Source organism: Flavobacterium sp. 40-81 (assembly GCF_001898245.1).
GTDB lineage: Bacteria > Bacteroidota > Bacteroidia > Flavobacteriales > Flavobacteriaceae > Flavobacterium > Flavobacterium inviolabile.
Map to the genome: position 1 here is coordinate 75839 of NZ_MKTM01000012.1, position 16526 is coordinate 92364.

Annotated in this window: 13 protein-coding genes; 11 read left to right on the plus strand and 2 right to left on the minus strand. The window is 44.5% G+C overall.

Annotated elements, in window-relative coordinates; all coding sequences use genetic code 11:
- The first annotated feature begins 257 nt into the window (after nucleotides 1-257).
- The 8 genes from BGO42_RS04055 to BGO42_RS04090 all read left to right on the plus strand — a co-directional run bounded on the left by BGO42_RS04055 (nucleotide 258) and on the right by BGO42_RS04090 (nucleotide 11789).
- On the plus strand, nucleotides 258-4181 hold the full coding sequence (locus tag BGO42_RS04055; protein WP_273246334.1) for a Dyp-type peroxidase: 3924 nt from the start codon (nucleotides 258-260) through the stop codon (nucleotides 4179-4181).
- Nucleotides 4182-4329: 148 nt separating this feature from the next.
- Nucleotides 4330-5700, plus strand: a complete 1371-nt coding sequence (locus BGO42_RS04060) for a T9SS type A sorting domain-containing protein (RefSeq protein ID WP_273246335.1) — start codon at nucleotides 4330-4332, stop codon at nucleotides 5698-5700.
- A gap of 179 nt (nucleotides 5701-5879) precedes the next feature.
- Complete coding sequence (locus BGO42_RS04065; protein ID WP_177734766.1) at nucleotides 5880-6449, plus strand: Crp/Fnr family transcriptional regulator; 570 nt, start codon at nucleotides 5880-5882, stop codon at nucleotides 6447-6449.
- Between the two features lie 239 nt (nucleotides 6450-6688).
- Nucleotides 6689-7912, plus strand: coding sequence for an MFS transporter (locus BGO42_RS04070; protein ID WP_177734767.1), 1224 nt, complete (start codon nucleotides 6689-6691; stop codon nucleotides 7910-7912).
- A 2-nt stretch (nucleotides 7913-7914) separates the two neighbouring features.
- Nucleotides 7915-8913 carry a TIGR03571 family LLM class oxidoreductase gene (locus tag BGO42_RS04075; protein ID WP_273246336.1) on the plus strand — a complete coding sequence of 333 codons (999 nt, stop codon included), beginning with the start codon at nucleotides 7915-7917 and terminating at the stop codon, nucleotides 8911-8913.
- Entirely contained in the window at nucleotides 8903-10024 is a 1122-nt protein-coding gene (locus tag BGO42_RS04080) for an alkene reductase (protein ID WP_273246337.1), read from the plus strand. Before BGO42_RS04075 ends, BGO42_RS04080 begins: the two co-directional genes overlap by 11 nt.
- Nucleotides 10025-10026: 2 nt before the next feature.
- Nucleotides 10027-11001, plus strand: coding sequence for an aldo/keto reductase (locus tag BGO42_RS04085; RefSeq protein WP_273246370.1), 975 nt, complete (start codon nucleotides 10027-10029; stop codon nucleotides 10999-11001).
- Between the two features lie 110 nt (nucleotides 11002-11111).
- On the plus strand, nucleotides 11112-11789 hold the full coding sequence (locus BGO42_RS04090) for a type 1 glutamine amidotransferase domain-containing protein (RefSeq protein ID WP_273246338.1): 678 nt from the start codon (nucleotides 11112-11114) through the stop codon (nucleotides 11787-11789).
- A gap of 69 nt (nucleotides 11790-11858) precedes the next feature.
- On the opposite strand, the gene BGO42_RS04095 is transcribed toward BGO42_RS04090, so the two are convergent.
- Nucleotides 11859-13835, minus strand: coding sequence for a PKD domain-containing protein (locus BGO42_RS04095; RefSeq protein ID WP_273246339.1), 1977 nt, complete (start codon nucleotides 13833-13835; stop codon nucleotides 11859-11861).
- Nucleotides 13836-14027: 192 nt separating this feature from the next.
- Between BGO42_RS04095 and BGO42_RS04100 the strand changes: the two genes are divergently transcribed.
- The 3 genes from BGO42_RS04100 to BGO42_RS04110 all read left to right on the plus strand — a co-directional run bounded on the left by BGO42_RS04100 (nucleotide 14028) and on the right by BGO42_RS04110 (nucleotide 16146).
- Nucleotides 14028-14876 carry a helix-turn-helix domain-containing protein gene (locus BGO42_RS04100; RefSeq protein ID WP_273246340.1) on the plus strand — a complete coding sequence of 283 codons (849 nt, stop codon included), beginning with the start codon at nucleotides 14028-14030 and terminating at the stop codon, nucleotides 14874-14876.
- Nucleotides 14877-15002: 126 nt separating this feature from the next.
- Complete coding sequence (locus BGO42_RS04105; RefSeq protein ID WP_177734773.1) at nucleotides 15003-15785, plus strand: HipA family kinase; 783 nt, start codon at nucleotides 15003-15005, stop codon at nucleotides 15783-15785.
- Nucleotides 15763-16146 (plus strand): DUF3037 domain-containing protein, encoded by a 384-nt coding sequence (locus BGO42_RS04110; RefSeq protein WP_177734774.1) that lies wholly within the window; start codon nucleotides 15763-15765, stop codon nucleotides 16144-16146. Before BGO42_RS04105 ends, BGO42_RS04110 begins: the two co-directional genes overlap by 23 nt.
- A gap of 2 nt (nucleotides 16147-16148) precedes the next feature.
- Here the strand turns inward: BGO42_RS04110 and BGO42_RS04115 are convergent, their stop codons facing one another.
- Complete coding sequence (locus tag BGO42_RS04115) at nucleotides 16149-16478, minus strand: DMT family transporter (protein ID WP_177734775.1); 330 nt, start codon at nucleotides 16476-16478, stop codon at nucleotides 16149-16151.
- Between the last annotated feature and the right edge of the window lie 48 nt (nucleotides 16479-16526).

Here is a 16526-nt window from a genome sequence, read left to right on the forward strand (position 1 = left end):
TGCCCTTTGCCTTTTGCCCCTTGCCCCTTGCCCCTTCACCTCTCACCTCATCCCTCCAAAAAAACAGGTGTTTGTACGTATAGCCCTGACCGTCCTTTTCAATACTTTTGAAGTCAGCGATTTCCCACTATAATCCTCTATATCTTATTTTGAAGACAGATTCTCTGTTATTAAGACTGCATCGTTATGTTCTTAAAGGATCGCCGTTGCTTTCTAAAATAACAACTATAAAGGCATTAACCAACAAACAAAACAACATGAAAACACTAAACTACGAAGAAAGATTTGACGAAGTTTGGAAACATTGCCAACGAGGTCTGGTGTATCCGTCTCCGTTTGCAATTTTCGCAACTTTCTGGCTTAATAAGCCGGTGAGCAAATTACAGTTGTCCATTTTAATGGCTTCTGTCCGTGCAACAATCAACACGCATGAAGCGTTAAAGGACAAGAACACTACAGTTGTATTAGGGGTTTCGTTTAAAAACTGGGCGGAAATCTGCGAACATGAAGGGATGACATTACCTAAGGGAATGAAATTCAACTATCCGGAAAGTGGCAATCCCTATAATTCGAGCGTTTTTAAAACATCCAACGATGTTTTCGACGATTCTCACGGCGATATCTGGTTTCACATTAAAAGTGACAAGGAAGAGGCTTGCGACATTGTATTACAAATGCTGATAGAAGCTTTGGAGAAAGACACTTCCGATTACTATGCACAGGCTGCTGCTTCAAAATCCAACGAAGAAGACGGACATCGCGGTAAAGTGTTAGGCTGTCGTTTTTCGGAAAACCTCAACAACCCTTCCGATCCTATTACCATTGCAAAACATACATTAATCGGCTGTGACGACATGGAACACTTTGGAGGTTCCTTTGTTCTGGCACAACGCTTTCTGATCAACTGGAATCAGATCAACATGATGACGGAAGACCAGATCGAAGACTTGATCGGCCGTAAAACAGACGATACAATCATTCCGGACCGCGATTCCCGTTCCCATATTAAATCGGCGCGAATCCAGGACGAAAACGGAAATACAACCCCGGTACTGCGGTTAGGACTGCCTTTTGGCAGAGCCAAACAAACCGGAAGCGGATTCCGTACGCCGAAATCGGTTACCGTTTCGGATGAAGAAGGAATCTACTTTGCCGGTTTCTCCAGAGAAGTGGGCATACTGGAAAACATCATGTTCAATCAGATTGGTCCGGACAGCGGTTTTATGAACGACCGTTTGTTCAATCACTTAAAATCCGATTTGGGCGGTTTCTTCTATATCCCGAGTGTGGATGACCTGGATCTGGACATGATGAAAGATTACAAAAACAACTTTTCCTATATGGAAAAAGGCGACTGGACCCGTTTTCCGGGTGTAGACTGGACCCGTCTGGATCGTCACTATCGCAATGCGTCCAAAAACGGGCTGATGTATTACAGCCATCAGAATTACCTGTTTACAATGTCGACCGAAATCAACCGCGACAACAAATATTTCAATGTTCCTTCCAACCGTATTTTAAGCCTGTTAGAGAACATTTTCTCCCTTTGGCAGGATAACTGGTACTTTAACCGCAAACAGGAAGAAATCAAAGAAGACATCCGCCATTATATCGACCAGTATAACGGAACCGACAAACCTGCCGACATTATGAGCGAATCCATCATGATTCGTAAAGGCTGGGCGATTCGTTTGAGCCTGCAATTATTCAGCTCTGCCGACTATGGCTTTAGAGGACGCAGAATCCGTTTGAGCGACGGTACCCTGATTCCGTATTCCTCTTTCCGTGAAAAAGAAGGCGAAATCGTTTACGGTTCCGACACTTACCGTATTTCTCCCGAAGAGATCATTGTGGGCGCCATGCCAAATTTATCTTTGGGTGAAGGCCGCTATGTGATGAAATACCTTTCGGACGCAGAACGTCTGGACGGTTTCCTGAGCAACCTGAGCGAAGCTTCCGGTGTGGGACACGTGATTCCACATTATGAAAAAGCCTTACAGAAAGGTTTGCTGACCATGCAGGAAGAAATCCTTGCCTATGAAAAACAAACCGACAATACCGAGAAAAAAGAACTGTACCGTTCTGCTTACCTGTCTTTAAAAGGTATTTCCGAATACTGCTTAAACTATGCCGATCTGGCTCGTAAAACAGCAGCAAAAATGACTGCCGGCCAGGAATGGGAAAGACAAAACCTGGAATCTATTGCCTATCGTATGACAAAACTGGCAACAGAAAAACCGGATACTCTGGTAGAAGCCGTTCAGTTTATCTTCACCCTGCACAGCTGTCTGCACTTAAACGGTGAGCCTACAGCGATCGGAAGAATGGATCAGCTGTTACAGCCTTTCTATGAAAAAGACGATGTTTCGGAAACAGAAGCACAGGAAATAATCGACGCATTCTATATCAAACTGGACGAAAAAGTACAGCAGAACCGTATCTTTATGGAAGACCATCAGCCGTTTGGTAACCTTGCCATGGGCGGAAGTTCCGGTCCTTATCCGCAAGGTGCTTCTTTAGGACAATGGATCCAGCAGATCACCGTGGGTGGAACTGTTGCCGACGGAACTCCTTTTGACGATTCCAAACCGGCTTATAATTACATGACCAAACTGTTTATCCGTTCTTCAGGACGTTTGCCGCTCAATGCGCCATGTCTGTCGCTGAGAACGCGTAAAGATATTCCGCGTGAAATCCTGGAAGAAGCGGCACATGCCCTGCTTTCCGGAGGTGCGCATCCGATATTGTTAAACGACGAAAAAATTATTGACGGTTTATACCGCAGTGGTGACAACGTAGGCGGATCCTTAGGTGATGAAAACAAAAACTGGGATTCCAGAGTGAGCTTGCAATCGGCACAAAATTATGCCTGCGACGGTTGCTACGAACCGCAGTTTCCGGGTGAAAACTGGTTCTCTCTGGGCGGATTCTCTACCTTACAACCGTTAGAATGTGCCTTAAACCAGGGTAGAACCTATTCTTCTGCCGGTCAGTCCTATTTATTCGGACAGGTGGTTTCTTTAACCTCAAAACCGGCCGATCAGATCAAAAGCTTTGACGAACTGGTAAAAATTTATTTTGAACATTTCAACCTTTTAAACCGAAAAGCTTTTAACGGTCAGTTAATGGGATATGGTGCCAACACCAAATTCTGCCCATCCCCGATACTGAATGTATTGATGGATGACTGTCTGGCTAAAGGACAGGATTTTTACAGCGGCGGAACCAAATACAATATTTACGGACCGTGCTATATTTCCCTGAGCAGTACCATCAACTCGCTTTATGCCATTAAATCGATGGTATTTGACGATAAAAATGCGGTAACAACCTTACCGGAATTACTGGAATGCCTGTGCTGTGACTGGGGTTATAAAATGACCGAACCGTTTATCAGTAACCTGGCAGGTGAATCCCGTATTGCCAGCCGTTCGGACCGTTTCAAACGTTTGCGTGAAATAGCCTTATCCTTACCGCGTTACGGAAGAGGCCACGAAGAGATCGATGCTTTCGGAAACACTATCCTGGAAGGCATTGCCCGAATCTCTGTAGAAACCTTCACCCAGCCCTGGACGCAGTTACGCGATACGCTTAAAAATATGGCTTCCCGCTTTGGCTCGGAAGAGTTTCCATTCGGAATCCAGATACAGCCGGGTGTGGGAACCTTTGAAAACCATGTGGAAATGGGTGCCTGGAATGGTGCCAGTGCCGATGGCCGTCGTTTGGGAACTACCGTTGCTTCCGATTTGAGTGCAGCACCAAGTCCTGCCGATTTACCAATCGAACACCAGTTTGCCGGATTTGAAGAAGCCCTGGCCGGATTTGACGGAAAAGGAGCCGAAATGATGACAGACGGTGCGCCGACAGATTTCAACATTGACGAAGACTTCCCTGTAGAAAAACTGGTGCAGGTAATGCAGCAGTTTGCCCAGGGACAATCCTCAAATATACTAACGGTTACGGTAGCCAATCCGGATACGTTTAGTGAAGCAGTAGATTCACCGGAACAATACGATTTACTTCGTGTGCGTACCGGAGGCTGGACAAACTTCTTTACTTCGGTATTCCCGATCATCCAGGATCAGCACCGCCGCCGCCCGGTTTCAACTCCGGTGGAAGTCAAAAAAGACAAAAATGCCGCAAAAGGCTGTCCGTTCCATCAAAAAATGGTTCAGGAATAATCGTTTTAAAAAAAGTGGTGAAAGGCGCCCCGGGAAACCGGGGTGTTTTTTATTTATATCGCACCCCAGCTTATCTAAAATAACCACTAAAATATTACTTTTGTAAAATGTAAGAGCAATCCTTACTTCGTTCCTATCCTCTTTACTTATGCAAAAAATTTCATCCCTTTTTTTCTTATCCTTCTTATTATTAACCTCCTCCCTATTTGCCCAATGCTGGCAATCTGTTTCGGCAGGCGGGAATCATACTTTAGCTATTCGGCAGGACGGAAGTCTTTGGGCATCGGGATTTAATGCAAACGGACAGATCGGTGTCGGCAATTATCAGGTATACTACAGTCTGTTCACCCTCGTAAACAGTCAGAACCAATGGAAAGCTGTAGCGGCCGGCGAACAATTCTCCCTTGCGATCCGCCAAGACCATACCTTATGGTCCTGGGGTAATAATTATTTGGGGCAATTGGGAACCAATACTTCCGAAGATAATGTCCCAACACCGCACCAGATAGGCACTCATAACGACTGGGAAAAAATAGCAGCTGGAAACAGCCATGCCATTGCCTTAAAAAAAGACGGTACCCTATGGTCGTGGGGCAGCAATTTTTACGGGCAATTAGGAGACGGAACGACCACTTCCCGCACTGCTCCCGTGCAAATTGGCACTGATAATAACTGGAAAGAGATAGCTGCCGGGCACTGGTATAATTTAGGCATTAAAAAAGACGGTACTTTATGGGCATGGGGCGCTAATACCAAAGGTGGATTAGGCGACGGAACAGTGATTCACAAATATATTCCGACACAAATAGGCAATGCCAATAACTGGAAGACTATTGCAGCCGGCAATGCACACTCCTTAGCAATAAAACAGGATGGTACTTTGTGGACATGGGGATATAATATTTCCGGTCAGTTAGGAAACGGAACAACAAACGACACCAATATTCCGGCTCAGATAGGCTCGGCAAATAACTGGCAGGGCATCGAATGCGGCGGCACACAAACAATCGCCTTCCGAAGCGACGGTACATTATGGACCTGGGGCAATAATTATTACGGGGAATTAGGAAACGGCAATAATCAAAATTCCTCAATACCCGTAACGGTTGGCATTCCAAATAATTGGTCGGCAATCAGTGCCGGATGGCATTACAGTTTTGCTTTAAAAAATGATGGTACCTTATTCGGTTTTGGCATTAATGCCGAAGGGGAATTGGGTAACGGAACCGCAACAAACACCAATATCCCCGTGATAATCCCGTGTACGTCACTCAGTATAAAGGATCATCAGCCAATGAACGTTTTAGTGTATCCCAATCCAACATCGGACATCATAAATATTCCTGACAATAATCAGCCTGTAAACAAAATCAACATCTATGACCTGTCCGGAAAATTAATCCGTAACTATTCCGGAAATACAGCTGTATTATCTTTAAATCCTTTAGCAAAAGGAATGTATACGATAGAGATCCTGTACGACAATTCCACAGTAAGGCAAAAAATCATGAAATTGTAATGACCAATTTGTTGTCTTTATCCCTTTCACTCTTTAACAATATTGAAAAGCGTAAACCTGTACAAACAAACAGGAATCCGGAGCATCCTGATCCTTATTAAAACCGGAATTCGTTCCTACCGGTCCGGCAAAGCGGAATTCATCTGTTTTAGCTATTTTTGTAAGACAATTATTTTCTCATGAACCAATACGACCTCCTACGCCAACATATCGCTGCCATTTGCCCGCTATCGGATAGTGAATGGGAATATGTTTCCCAGTATTTTACACACCGGAAACTGCGCAAACACCAGTTTTTGGTTCAAAAAGGCGAAATGGTTCCCTGCGAATTCTGGATTATCAAAGGCCTGGTTAAAACCTATGCCATCGATACCGACGGCAAAGAACACATCCTGCAGTTTGCTATGGAAGAATACTGGACCAGCGATTTCCACGCCTTCCAGAATCAGGTTCCGGCAGGAATGTTTATGGATTGTATTGAAGATTCCGAATTCTTTTGCTTAAAACTGGAAGATCGTGAGAAAATATGCTGTGAAATTCCGGCTATGGCAAACTTCTTCCGGATCAAAGCCAATTACGGGTATATCGCGCTGCAGCAACGCATCATGTCGCTGCTCACCGAAACAGCCGAAGAACGCTATAACAACCTGATCAAGAAACTGCCGCGATTAATCCAGCGCGTTCCTAAAAAATTACTGGCGTCCTACCTGGGCGTAACCCGGGAAACCCTCAGCCGGTTAAAGAGCTGAAAAGTGTGATATACATCACCAAAAAACGGTGACCTAACTCCTCGCACAGTTCCCTGCCTGTTCAGACATTTGTACTGTTATTTTTAGCAATATAAATATGACCGTAGGAAATTGTTTTACCCGTTGTTTTTACAAGTTATTGTGTACTAATTATTATTAGGATCAAGTGCTGCCTGTACCCGTTACGCGGCAGGGATACCACTTTATTTCTTTAGTAATTAATACGATAATAACATTATATGAAAACAATACATAACAACAGTACTGCCGCTGTCGCAGCAGTACCGGCAAAATCAACAAAACTTCCCGCTGCCTTATGGGCACTGACCATTAGTGCTTTTGGTATCGGAACCACCGAATTCGTAATTGTAGGCTTATTGCCCACAGTTGCCAAAGATTTAGGAACATCTATTGCTTCAGCCGGACTACTGGTTAGCTTATATGCTTTAGGAGTAGCCATTGGCGCACCCATTTTAACCGCCTTAACCGGTCATATCAACCGTAAAAAACTGCTTTTAGGGATTATGATACTGTTTATCATTGGGAACGGTCTGGCATCGGTAGCACCATCATTTATCACCTTAGTACTCGCCCGGATATTAACCGGATTTGCACACGGAGTCTTTTTCTCCATCGGGGCAACCATCGCCGCCGGATTGGTTCCGGAAGATAAAAGAGCCAGTGCCATCGCCATTATGTTTGCCGGATTAACCGTTGCCATCGTAACCGGAGTACCGTTAGGAACTTATATCGGACAGCATTTCGGATGGAGAGCGACTTTTATTGGTGTGGCATTATTGGGAATCATCGGGTTTATAGCCAGCAGCCTGCTGGTACCAAACACCATTCAGAAAAGCAAAGCCTTAAAACTGAGCGATCAGCTTAAAGTATTGAAAAATCCGTCCATTCTTTTAGTATTGGCAATAACAGCCTTAGGATATGGCGGGACTTTTGTAACCTTTACCTATATGGCGCCTTTATTGGAAAACATTACCGGATTTTCTGCCGATGTAACCGGTTTATTGTTACTGATCTACGGAATTGCGATTGCTTTGGGAAATGTCATTGGCGGTAAAGTATCAAATCATAAGCCTGCCAAAGCCTTAATGATCATGTTTATACTACAGGCCATTGTTTTACTGGTATTATCCTTTACTGTTTACAACAAAACAGCTGCGGTAATGACCCTGTTTGCTATGGGAATCCTTGCCTTTTCAAATGTACCCGGATTACAGCTATATGTAGTTCAGATGGCCGAAAAATATTTACCCGGAACGGAAGATGTCGCTTCAGCACTAAACATTGCCGCTTTTAATGTCGGAATCGCCATCGGTGCCTTTATTGGCGGAACCATTGTGGAATCTTCTTTAGGTATCCAGGCTACTCCATGGGTAGGCGCTATTCTGGTTGCCATTGGTTTTGTGGTAAGCTTTATCAGTTTTAAAAGAGAAAAAAAGAATTGATTATGGAAACGATATGTGAAACAATCTGTAAAATACACGTTCCCGGAAAAATGACCATCGGACTCGAATTTCCTTTGGATAACGATTGGTCACTGGCCGGAGAAAAAAAACGCAATGCAGCAGGACGTCCTTTCGGTATACCGGACATCAGCCGGCATACCGAATACATCAAACTGGCTGATCAACTGGGATTTGCAGCCCTATGGATGCGCGAAGTCCCTGTTTATGATCCGAATTTTGGTGACGGTGCCCAGTTATTTGAAACTATGGCCTACCTGGGCTATATCGCCGGAATTACAAAATCGATCGTATTGGGAACCGCTGCGGTAGTTTTACCGCTGCACGATCCGCTGCAACTCGCAAAAGCTGTTGCTACGATAGAAAACCTGTCCGGAAGCCGGTTGCTTTTAGGAGTGGGTTTAGGCGACCGACCTGTTGAATTTCCGTTATTCGGTTATGACTTTGAAAACAGGGCGGAACGCTTTATCGAAAACCACCAGATCATGCTGGAAGCCTGGAAAGACCATAGCGAACTGAACCGGTTCTATAAAAACCTGGACAACCGGATCCAAATTTATCCGAAACCGGAAAACCCGATTCCGTGGATTATTGCCGGAAGGGCACAGCAAAGTATGGACTGGATTGCCCGAAACATGCAAGGCTGGTTCAACTACCCACGTCCGGTGGAAGAAACGGCACAAATGGTAATCGACTGGCGCAACGTTCTATACGATAACGACCAGGCATCCAAACCGTATATCACGGCTTTTCACCTGAATCTTTCAGCCGATGATGATGCCCCGTTCAAACCGCATCGTTTTGGCGGATCGGTCGGTATAAACGGTTTGTTGCCGCTGCTCAAACAATATGAAGAAGCAGGTGTCAACCACATGGCATTGCACTTGCGCAAATCGGAAACTCCGGTTCAGGAAGCACTGGAAAAAATAGCTCAAAAAGTAATCCCCCATTTTAATTATAAAGAATATCAACATGTTGTTTAAAAATCATACCCTCGGAAACATTGTATTGAAAAACCGGATTGTGATGCCGCCAATGACCCGCTCCAGAGCCGGAAAAGGCGATGTCGCCACTCCGCTTATGGCAGAATACTATAAGCAAAGAACCTCAGCCGGATTGATCATTTCCGAAGGAACCCAGATTAGCCGCCAGGGACAGGGTTATGCCTGGACACCCGGAATTTATACCCCGGAACAAATCAAAGGATGGCAGCAGGTTACCGATGCCGTTCACCAGCATAACGGAATCATTTTTGCCCAGCTATGGCATGTGGGCCGTGTGTCGCACATTGCGCTGCAGGAAAACAACCAGCCTCCGGTTTCGTCCAGCGAACTGGTTGCCGAAGGGGTTAAAGTTTTTGTGGATGCCGAAGGAAAAGGTCCTGAGAACGGTGTGGGCGAAATGGTTCAGCACTCCAGACCGAGAGCCTTAACGGTTCCGGAAATCAAGGACATCGTTTCCGAATATGCACAGGCGGCTAAAAATGCACTGGAAGCCGGATTTGACGGTATTGAAATACACGGTGCCAACGGTTATCTGATTAACCAGTTTATCGATTCGCAGGCTAATAACCGTACGGATGAATACGGCGGTTCGTTAGCAAACAGGCTGCGTTTCCTGAAAGAAGTGGTTACCGCTGTTACCGCGGCCATAGGCAGTGAAAAAACCGGCGTTCGTTTAGCACCGCTAACCACACTGCAAGGTGCCGTTGACGATAACCCGGAGGAAACCTATACGGAAGCGGTAAAAGTACTGGAAGCCTTAAAGGTCGCTTATATTCATATTGCCGAAGCCGACTGGGAAGATGCTCCGCTAATGCCGGTTGCTTTTAAAAAGGCTGTCCGCAGTCATTTTTCCGGAACACTCATCTATTCCGGAAAATACACCAAAGAAAGAGCCGAAAAAGCGTTACAGGAAGGCTGGACAGACTTAATTGGTTTTGGCCGGCCGTTTATTGCCAATCCCGATTTGCCATACCGCCTGGAAAACAACCTGCCGCTCAACGAACCCATCCGCGAACAGTTCTTTGGCGGTAATGCAGCCGGATATACCGATTATCCGTTTTATACCCCAACAACAATACATACACTTTAATTATAGCTATGAGAAATTTAGGAAAAACAGACCTTAAAGTATCCCCTATCACGCTTGGTGCCTTTGCCATTGGCGGAACGATGTGGGGCGGAAATGAAAAAAACGATTCCATCGCAGCCATCCGCGCTTCTATTGATAATGGTGTTACCAGTATTGATACGGCTCCGTTTTACGGTTTCGGACTCAGTGAAGAAATGATTGGTGAAGCTTTAAAAGGCAGGGACAGAAGCAGCATACAAATCCTGACAAAGTTCGGGTTAGTATGGGATGGCAGCAATAACGGAAAAGGTGAATACTTCTTTGATGCTGACGGTACCCCGATATACAAATATGCTTCCAAAGCCAATGTGATCAAAGAGGTAGAAGAAAGCCTGCAACGTTTGAAAACCGATTATATCGACCTGCTGCAACTGCACTGGCCGGACAGTACTACTCCAATTGACGAAACCATGGAAGCTTTGGAATTGTTGATACAGCAGGGAAAAATTAAAACTGCCGGTGTTTCCAATTACAGCGCTTCCCAATTAGAAGAAGCTAAAAAAACCGTAACTTTAGCTTCCAATCAGGTTGCTTACAGCATGTTGAACCGCACGATTGAAAAAGAGCTGGTACCCTATACCCTTGAAAACAACATGGGTATCATTGCATACAGCCCTATGGAAAGAGGCCTGTTAACCGGTAAATACTTTAAAGACGGTAAATTGCCAGAAAGCGATCATCGAAACGGCTACTTCGGGCAATATGATCTGGAAAAGGTAAAGAGCTTCCTTGACAAAATCACACCGATAGCCGACAGTAAAAATGTCACGCTGGCACAACTGGTTCTGCGCTGGACGGTACAACAACCGGGAATTACAGTAGTTTTAGCCGGAGCCAGAAATGCCGAACAGGCGGTTTCCAATGCACAGGCACTGCATTTTGAACTGACAGCAGATGAATTAAACCTTATTAATCAGGAACTAACTATTTTTATATAATGATGAAGAAATTAAAACACCTATTGGCATTAAGTATGATGGTATTCGCGGGCTGCACCATCCTATTGACAGGAAATGAAGCAACCGCACAAACTAAAAAATCAGTACCAATGAAAAAGAAAATCTTATTTGTAGTTACCAGTCATGGTCAGAAAGGCAGCACCGGCGAACCTACCGGTTACTACCTGAGCGAGGTTTCCCATCCGTGGGAAGTACTGCACAATGCCGGTTATGAAATTGATTTCGTGAGCCCTAAAGGCGGTAAAGCCCCGGTGGACGGATTTGATTTAAAAGATCCGATCAACAAAAAATTCTGGGACGATAAAACCTATCATGCAAAAGTTGAAAACACCATGAAACCTTCCGAAGTTAATCCGAAGGATTATGTTGCCATTCATTTTGCCGGCGGACACGGAGCGATGTGGGATTTACCGGAAAACAAAGAGATTGCGGCACTGGCTGCCAAAATCTATGAAAACAACGGGATTGTAAGCGCTGTCTGCCACGGTCCTGCGGGATTGGTGAACATCAAGCTTACAAACGGCAAATACCTTGTTGACGGTAAAAAAGTAAACGGTTTTACCAATGAAGAAGAAATTGCTGTGGGACTGGAAAAAGTAGTTCCTTTTATGCTGGAAGACAAATTAATTGAACGGGGTGCTGAATTTGAAAAAACCGGCTTATGGCAGTCACATGCCGTTGCCGACCAACGTCTGGTGACCGGACAAAATCCGGCTTCTGCAGAAGCTGTTGGTAAAAAAGTTTTGGCAGAACTTCAAAAATTATAATCTGATTTCAGATTTTTTAATGGTGGAAACGCACGATGGATCTCGGTCTGTTGTGCGTTTTTTTAATGGCTATAATTTCAATAATTTCTGTTGGGCGCTACTGCCATCAGTATGCTGCAGGTTTATGATATACACACCGGAAGCCAGACCGGACGTATCCCAGCGGTACTGTCCGCTTGATAACGTGTGCTGCATGATTTTCTGCCCGGTCAGGGTATAGCAGGAAATAACCATCCCCGGACTGGCGTTATCCATATAAAAGGTATCTTTTACAGGATTAGGATACACTTTTATATTCGGGAAAATGCTGTTCCAGTCGGTTGCCGAAAGCGGTCCTATCGTAACGGTTTTACAGGTCGTATCCGTTCCGCAATTGTTGGTCGTTTCCAGACAAACCGTATAGGTACCGTTAGCGGCATAGTGGTGTACCGGATGAATCCCTGTACCGGTTTGTCCGTCTCCGAAATCCCATTCCTGGCTGAGAACCGATGCATCGGAAAGGTTTGTAAAAGCAACCTGCTGTGCCGTTGTCTGCTGGGTAAAGGAAGCCGTTGGCAGAGGACAATCACAGTCGTAGCCGTATTTGGCAACAAAAAAATCGGAAGAGCCACCTAAATTATTGATGGTCTGATTGCCTATCAGCAGTTCATTCGCGAAATAACCGCCTAAAAACAAGTCCTTTTTATAGAAGCGCATTGCTGTAATCCCGTCGTAGAATCCTGTTCCTTCCACCCTGCCCAGTTTTTCCAGCGTTCCGGTATTTTTATTCAGGATTGCAAACCAGCCATCCTGCCCCGTACTGCTGATGGATTCGTTATCCCAATGCATTTCGGTTGCAAAATAGCCGCCTATTGCCACTTTATTGTGATTGACCGTTCCGGTTTGCGTAAAATTAACCGGCATCGAATAGCCGCTTTTTGCCCACAAACGGTTACCTGAGGCATCCATTTTCATGATAAAATTGGCAACATTCGTAAAATTAAGCCCCAAAGGGTTTTCAAAAATAAAACCGTTAAAACTATCTCCTAACGATCCCTGACCAAAAAAATAAAGATTGCCGTCTTCATCTATATCAACCGGAGACTGCGTCATCGTATTATTCATGACACCAGACAGATCGCTCTGTTTGTGCCAGAGGTATTGCCCCGACTGGCTAAAACAGCCAACATACATTTTCGAACTGACCAATTGATTCCCTAAATACAAAACATCGTTGCCAACGCCCGTTTGCGGCGGAACAAGGCTTCCGTTCACATAATAATTCCCGGTGAGCGGATGCCGTCTGAAATGCATACCGTATACAATAAATGCCTGGTCGTTTCCAGAAAAATTAATATCCAGTTGCTGTACCTGCTGCAACACACCTGCCGTATTGTATTGGAGTACATATATTTTATTTTCCCCGCTGCCGTCCGGAATCTTAATATTGCTTTCTGCCAGCTTACTGCCCGGCGGAAACAGCGAAAACAGGTAAACATTGCCCTGTTCATCCAGATCCATATCAATAATGGCCGTACGGCTATAGGACCATCCGGAAACGGTATCCGACTGTATCATTTTTGTCCAGTTCATTGTACCGTTTGTTTCATACTGGCTCAGGAACAAGGTTTGAAATCCGGCTGCCGGCAGTTGCAGATCATTACCAAAATCAACTGCATAGCCGTTTCTGTTCACCATACCGGTAAGGTAGACTTTTCCCTGTTTTGAAACGCGCAGCGTTTTGGCCTGATCGCCGGCTGTTCCGCCAATTATTTTACTCCACCGGTGTTCGCCGTTACAGTTAAGGCTTCCGAAAAGTATATCGGTGTGCAATGCATCATGCCCGTCACCCGGTGCCGCTTCCCCGAATTTGATATTGTTCCGAAAAACCGGAGAAAACAAATAGACATTCCCTTCGGCATCGGTATCCATTTCCGCCACACGTTCCGTCAGTGAAATCTGTCCGCCGTCAGCGCTTCCGCCACTTGTTCCCCATTGTAACTGCGGGTTTTGCTGTGCCAATGAAAAAAACGGGATGATTCCGAAAACGAGTAATAGCTGCTTCATGTGGTTGCCGGTTATTTTATATTTCAAATATATTATTTTTCTTATATATAAAACCACAACACCCTAATTATCAACACCAAAAAGAGAAGATTCTTTCTTTATTATTGTTATCACGCTGTCCATAAGCTGCTCCTTATTCCTGAAGCCATGTCGGGGAAAAATGGTTATATTTGACTATATAATCGCTAAAAAATGGCCAAACGTTATTCGGAACACAGAGCCTTGAATATTTTCTCATTTGAAGTCGAAAAATGGGAATATCGGCTGCACAAGCACAATTTCTTTGAATTGATTTTTATAGAAAAAGGTTCCGGCCTGCACATTGTTAACGGAATCACTGCGCCCTACGATCCACAATCGTGCTTTTTGATGACGCCGGATGATGAGCATGAGTTTATCATTGAAGAAACCACATTGTTTTCTTATATCAAGTTCACAGAGATCTTATTACAGGAGCGTGCCGATGCCGTCTGGCAAAAGAGAATGAAGACCGCCCTGCAGCATTTTAATTTTATGGGGCAGGAAATTATCGGCGAGGAAAGCGACCGCAGTAAAATGTTTGTATTGTTACGGCTAATGCAGCAGGAATACCGGGAAAACAAATTATCCAACAGGCTTATTTTACTGGATCTATTCAGCGCCATGCTGCTTATTATCAACCGGAACAGCATTATCAGAGACGACGCCGGCAAAAAAATCACCACCGCTACCGGGGATAAAATCCACGCTATCCTAGCTTATCTGCGGGAACATCTTACCGATAAAGAGAAAACCAGTATTGAAAATCTGGCTGTGGTTTTTGGCCTGTCTCCTACTTATGTCAGTGAATTTTTTAAAAAACATACCGGAGAATCCCTGCAGCAGTTTCTGATACAGTCCAAACTAAAAATAGCCGAACGCCTTTTAAAACAAAGTGACAGCAGCATAACGGAAATAGCCAATACCTTAGCCTTTAACGATGTGAGCCACTTTAATAAAGTTTTCTCCGGCCGGCATCAGTTATCGCCAAAAGCATACCGGAAAAATTCTCAAAACCGCTAATCCAGATCTCCGGCCGGTTCCGGAATTTATTTCCGTCCTGCCTTTAGATTTTGCAGCTTCAAATCGTTCCAATTAAATCCGGAATAGTACATTTGTAGCTGTTGAAATTAAAAATTCAATGCATCCATGAAACTACGAACAGTAAATGTAACACGATATATCACTCCGCTTCGGGAAGGAGGTTCTCTCCCGGCCCTGGCAGAAGCTGATGATGATTTTAAATACGTTCTGAAATTTAAAGGTGCCGGCCACGGTACGAAAGCACTGATTGCAGAACTGCTTGGCGGTGAAATTGCCCGTGCTTTGGGACTTCGCCTGCCCGAAATTGTATTTGCCAATCTGGATGAGGCTTTCGGGCGTACCGAAGCCGATGAAGAAATCCAGGACCTGTTACAGTTCAGCCAGGGATTGAATCTGGCACTGCATTTCTTATCGGGTGCCATTACTTTTGATCCGGTGGTTACAGATGTTGATGCCGAACTGGCGTCACAGATTGTGTGGCTGGATGCTTTTATCACTAATGTTGACCGGACTTTCCGAAATACGAATATGCTGATCTGGCACAAAGAGTTATGGTTAATCGATCATGGTGCTTCTTTCTATTTTCATCATTCCTGGAACAACTGGGAGCATCATGCCAAAAGCCCTTTTGCACTGATAAAAGATCATGTTCTACTGCCAAAGGCAACGTTACTGGAAACCGTAGACACCGCATACAAAGCTCTGTTAACCGAGGAAAAGATCCGCGAAATAGTTGCTTTAATACCGGACGAATGGTTATTATGGGATGATAACCGGGACAGTCCGGAAGATTTAAGAGAAGTATATGTTCAGTTTTTATTATTACGAAAAAGTCATTCCGAAATTTTTATAAAAGAAGCTCAAAATGCAAGAGAAACACTTATATGAATATGCTGTGATTCGCGTTTTGCCGAGGGTTGAGCGTGAAGAATTTTTGAATGTCGGCATTATTTTATTTTCAAAAGGCGCTAAATTCATCAAAGTATTGTATACCATTGATGAAGAAAAGCTCAGATTGTTTGCTGACGATCTGGATGTGGATCAGCTGCGCCTGAATATGGAATCTTTTGAAAAAATTGCCCGTGGTGATAAAGACGGCGGCCCTATTGCGCAAATGGATATCCCTTCCCGTTTTCGCTGGTTAACTGCCGTGAGAAGTTCCGTTATACAAACATCAAGACCGCATCCCGGTTTTTGCGGCAACCTGGAGGGAACAATCGAACGCCTGTTTACCGAACTGGTGCTGTAATTTTAATGGGAAACACTTTTTGAAAACAGGTTGATAATCAGGACACCGATAATAATAAAGATAATCCCGATCAGCGCCGGAAAATCCAGTGTTTGTTTATACGCGAAATACCCTATTGCCGATATTAACACGATTCCCAAACCGGACCAGATTGCATAGGCTATTCCGATGGGGATTGTTTTTAAGGTTAACGACAGGAAATAAAAGGCAAAAGCATACCCCGCAACAGCAATCAGCGACGGCCATAATTTTGTAAACTGTTCGGATGATTTGAGCGCACTGGTCGCAATCACTTCAAAGAAGATGGCGATTAACAAAAAGAGGTACTTCATCTTTCAAATTTACGGTTTTCTTCCTGAATATTTTTTAAAACTCAATCG

Bases quoted from the DNA above. Each gene is read 5' to 3' on its own strand.
- BGO42_RS04090 (WP_273246338.1), top strand. From the start codon at position 11,112: ATGAAAAAGAAAATCTTATTTGTAGTTACCAGTCATGGTCAGAAAGGC.
- BGO42_RS04105 (WP_177734773.1), top strand. From the start codon at position 15,003: ATGAAACTACGAACAGTAAATGTAACACGATATATCACTCCGCTTCGG.
- BGO42_RS04055 (WP_273246334.1), top strand. From the start codon at position 258: ATGAAAACACTAAACTACGAAGAAAGATTTGACGAAGTTTGGAAACAT.
- BGO42_RS04080 (WP_273246337.1), top strand. From the start codon at position 8,903: ATGTTGTTTAAAAATCATACCCTCGGAAACATTGTATTGAAAAACCGG.
- BGO42_RS04065 (WP_177734766.1), top strand. From the start codon at position 5,880: ATGAACCAATACGACCTCCTACGCCAACATATCGCTGCCATTTGCCCG.
- BGO42_RS04115 (WP_177734775.1), bottom strand. From the start codon at position 16,478: ATGAAGTACCTCTTTTTGTTAATCGCCATCTTCTTTGAAGTGATTGCG.
- BGO42_RS04075 (WP_273246336.1), top strand. From the start codon at position 7,915: ATGGAAACGATATGTGAAACAATCTGTAAAATACACGTTCCCGGAAAA.
- BGO42_RS04110 (WP_177734774.1), top strand. From the start codon at position 15,763: ATGCAAGAGAAACACTTATATGAATATGCTGTGATTCGCGTTTTGCCG.
- BGO42_RS04100 (WP_273246340.1), top strand. From the start codon at position 14,028: ATGGCCAAACGTTATTCGGAACACAGAGCCTTGAATATTTTCTCATTT.
- BGO42_RS04070 (WP_177734767.1), top strand. From the start codon at position 6,689: ATGAAAACAATACATAACAACAGTACTGCCGCTGTCGCAGCAGTACCG.
- BGO42_RS04095 (WP_273246339.1), bottom strand. From the start codon at position 13,835: ATGAAGCAGCTATTACTCGTTTTCGGAATCATCCCGTTTTTTTCATTG.
- BGO42_RS04060 (WP_273246335.1), top strand. From the start codon at position 4,330: ATGCAAAAAATTTCATCCCTTTTTTTCTTATCCTTCTTATTATTAACC.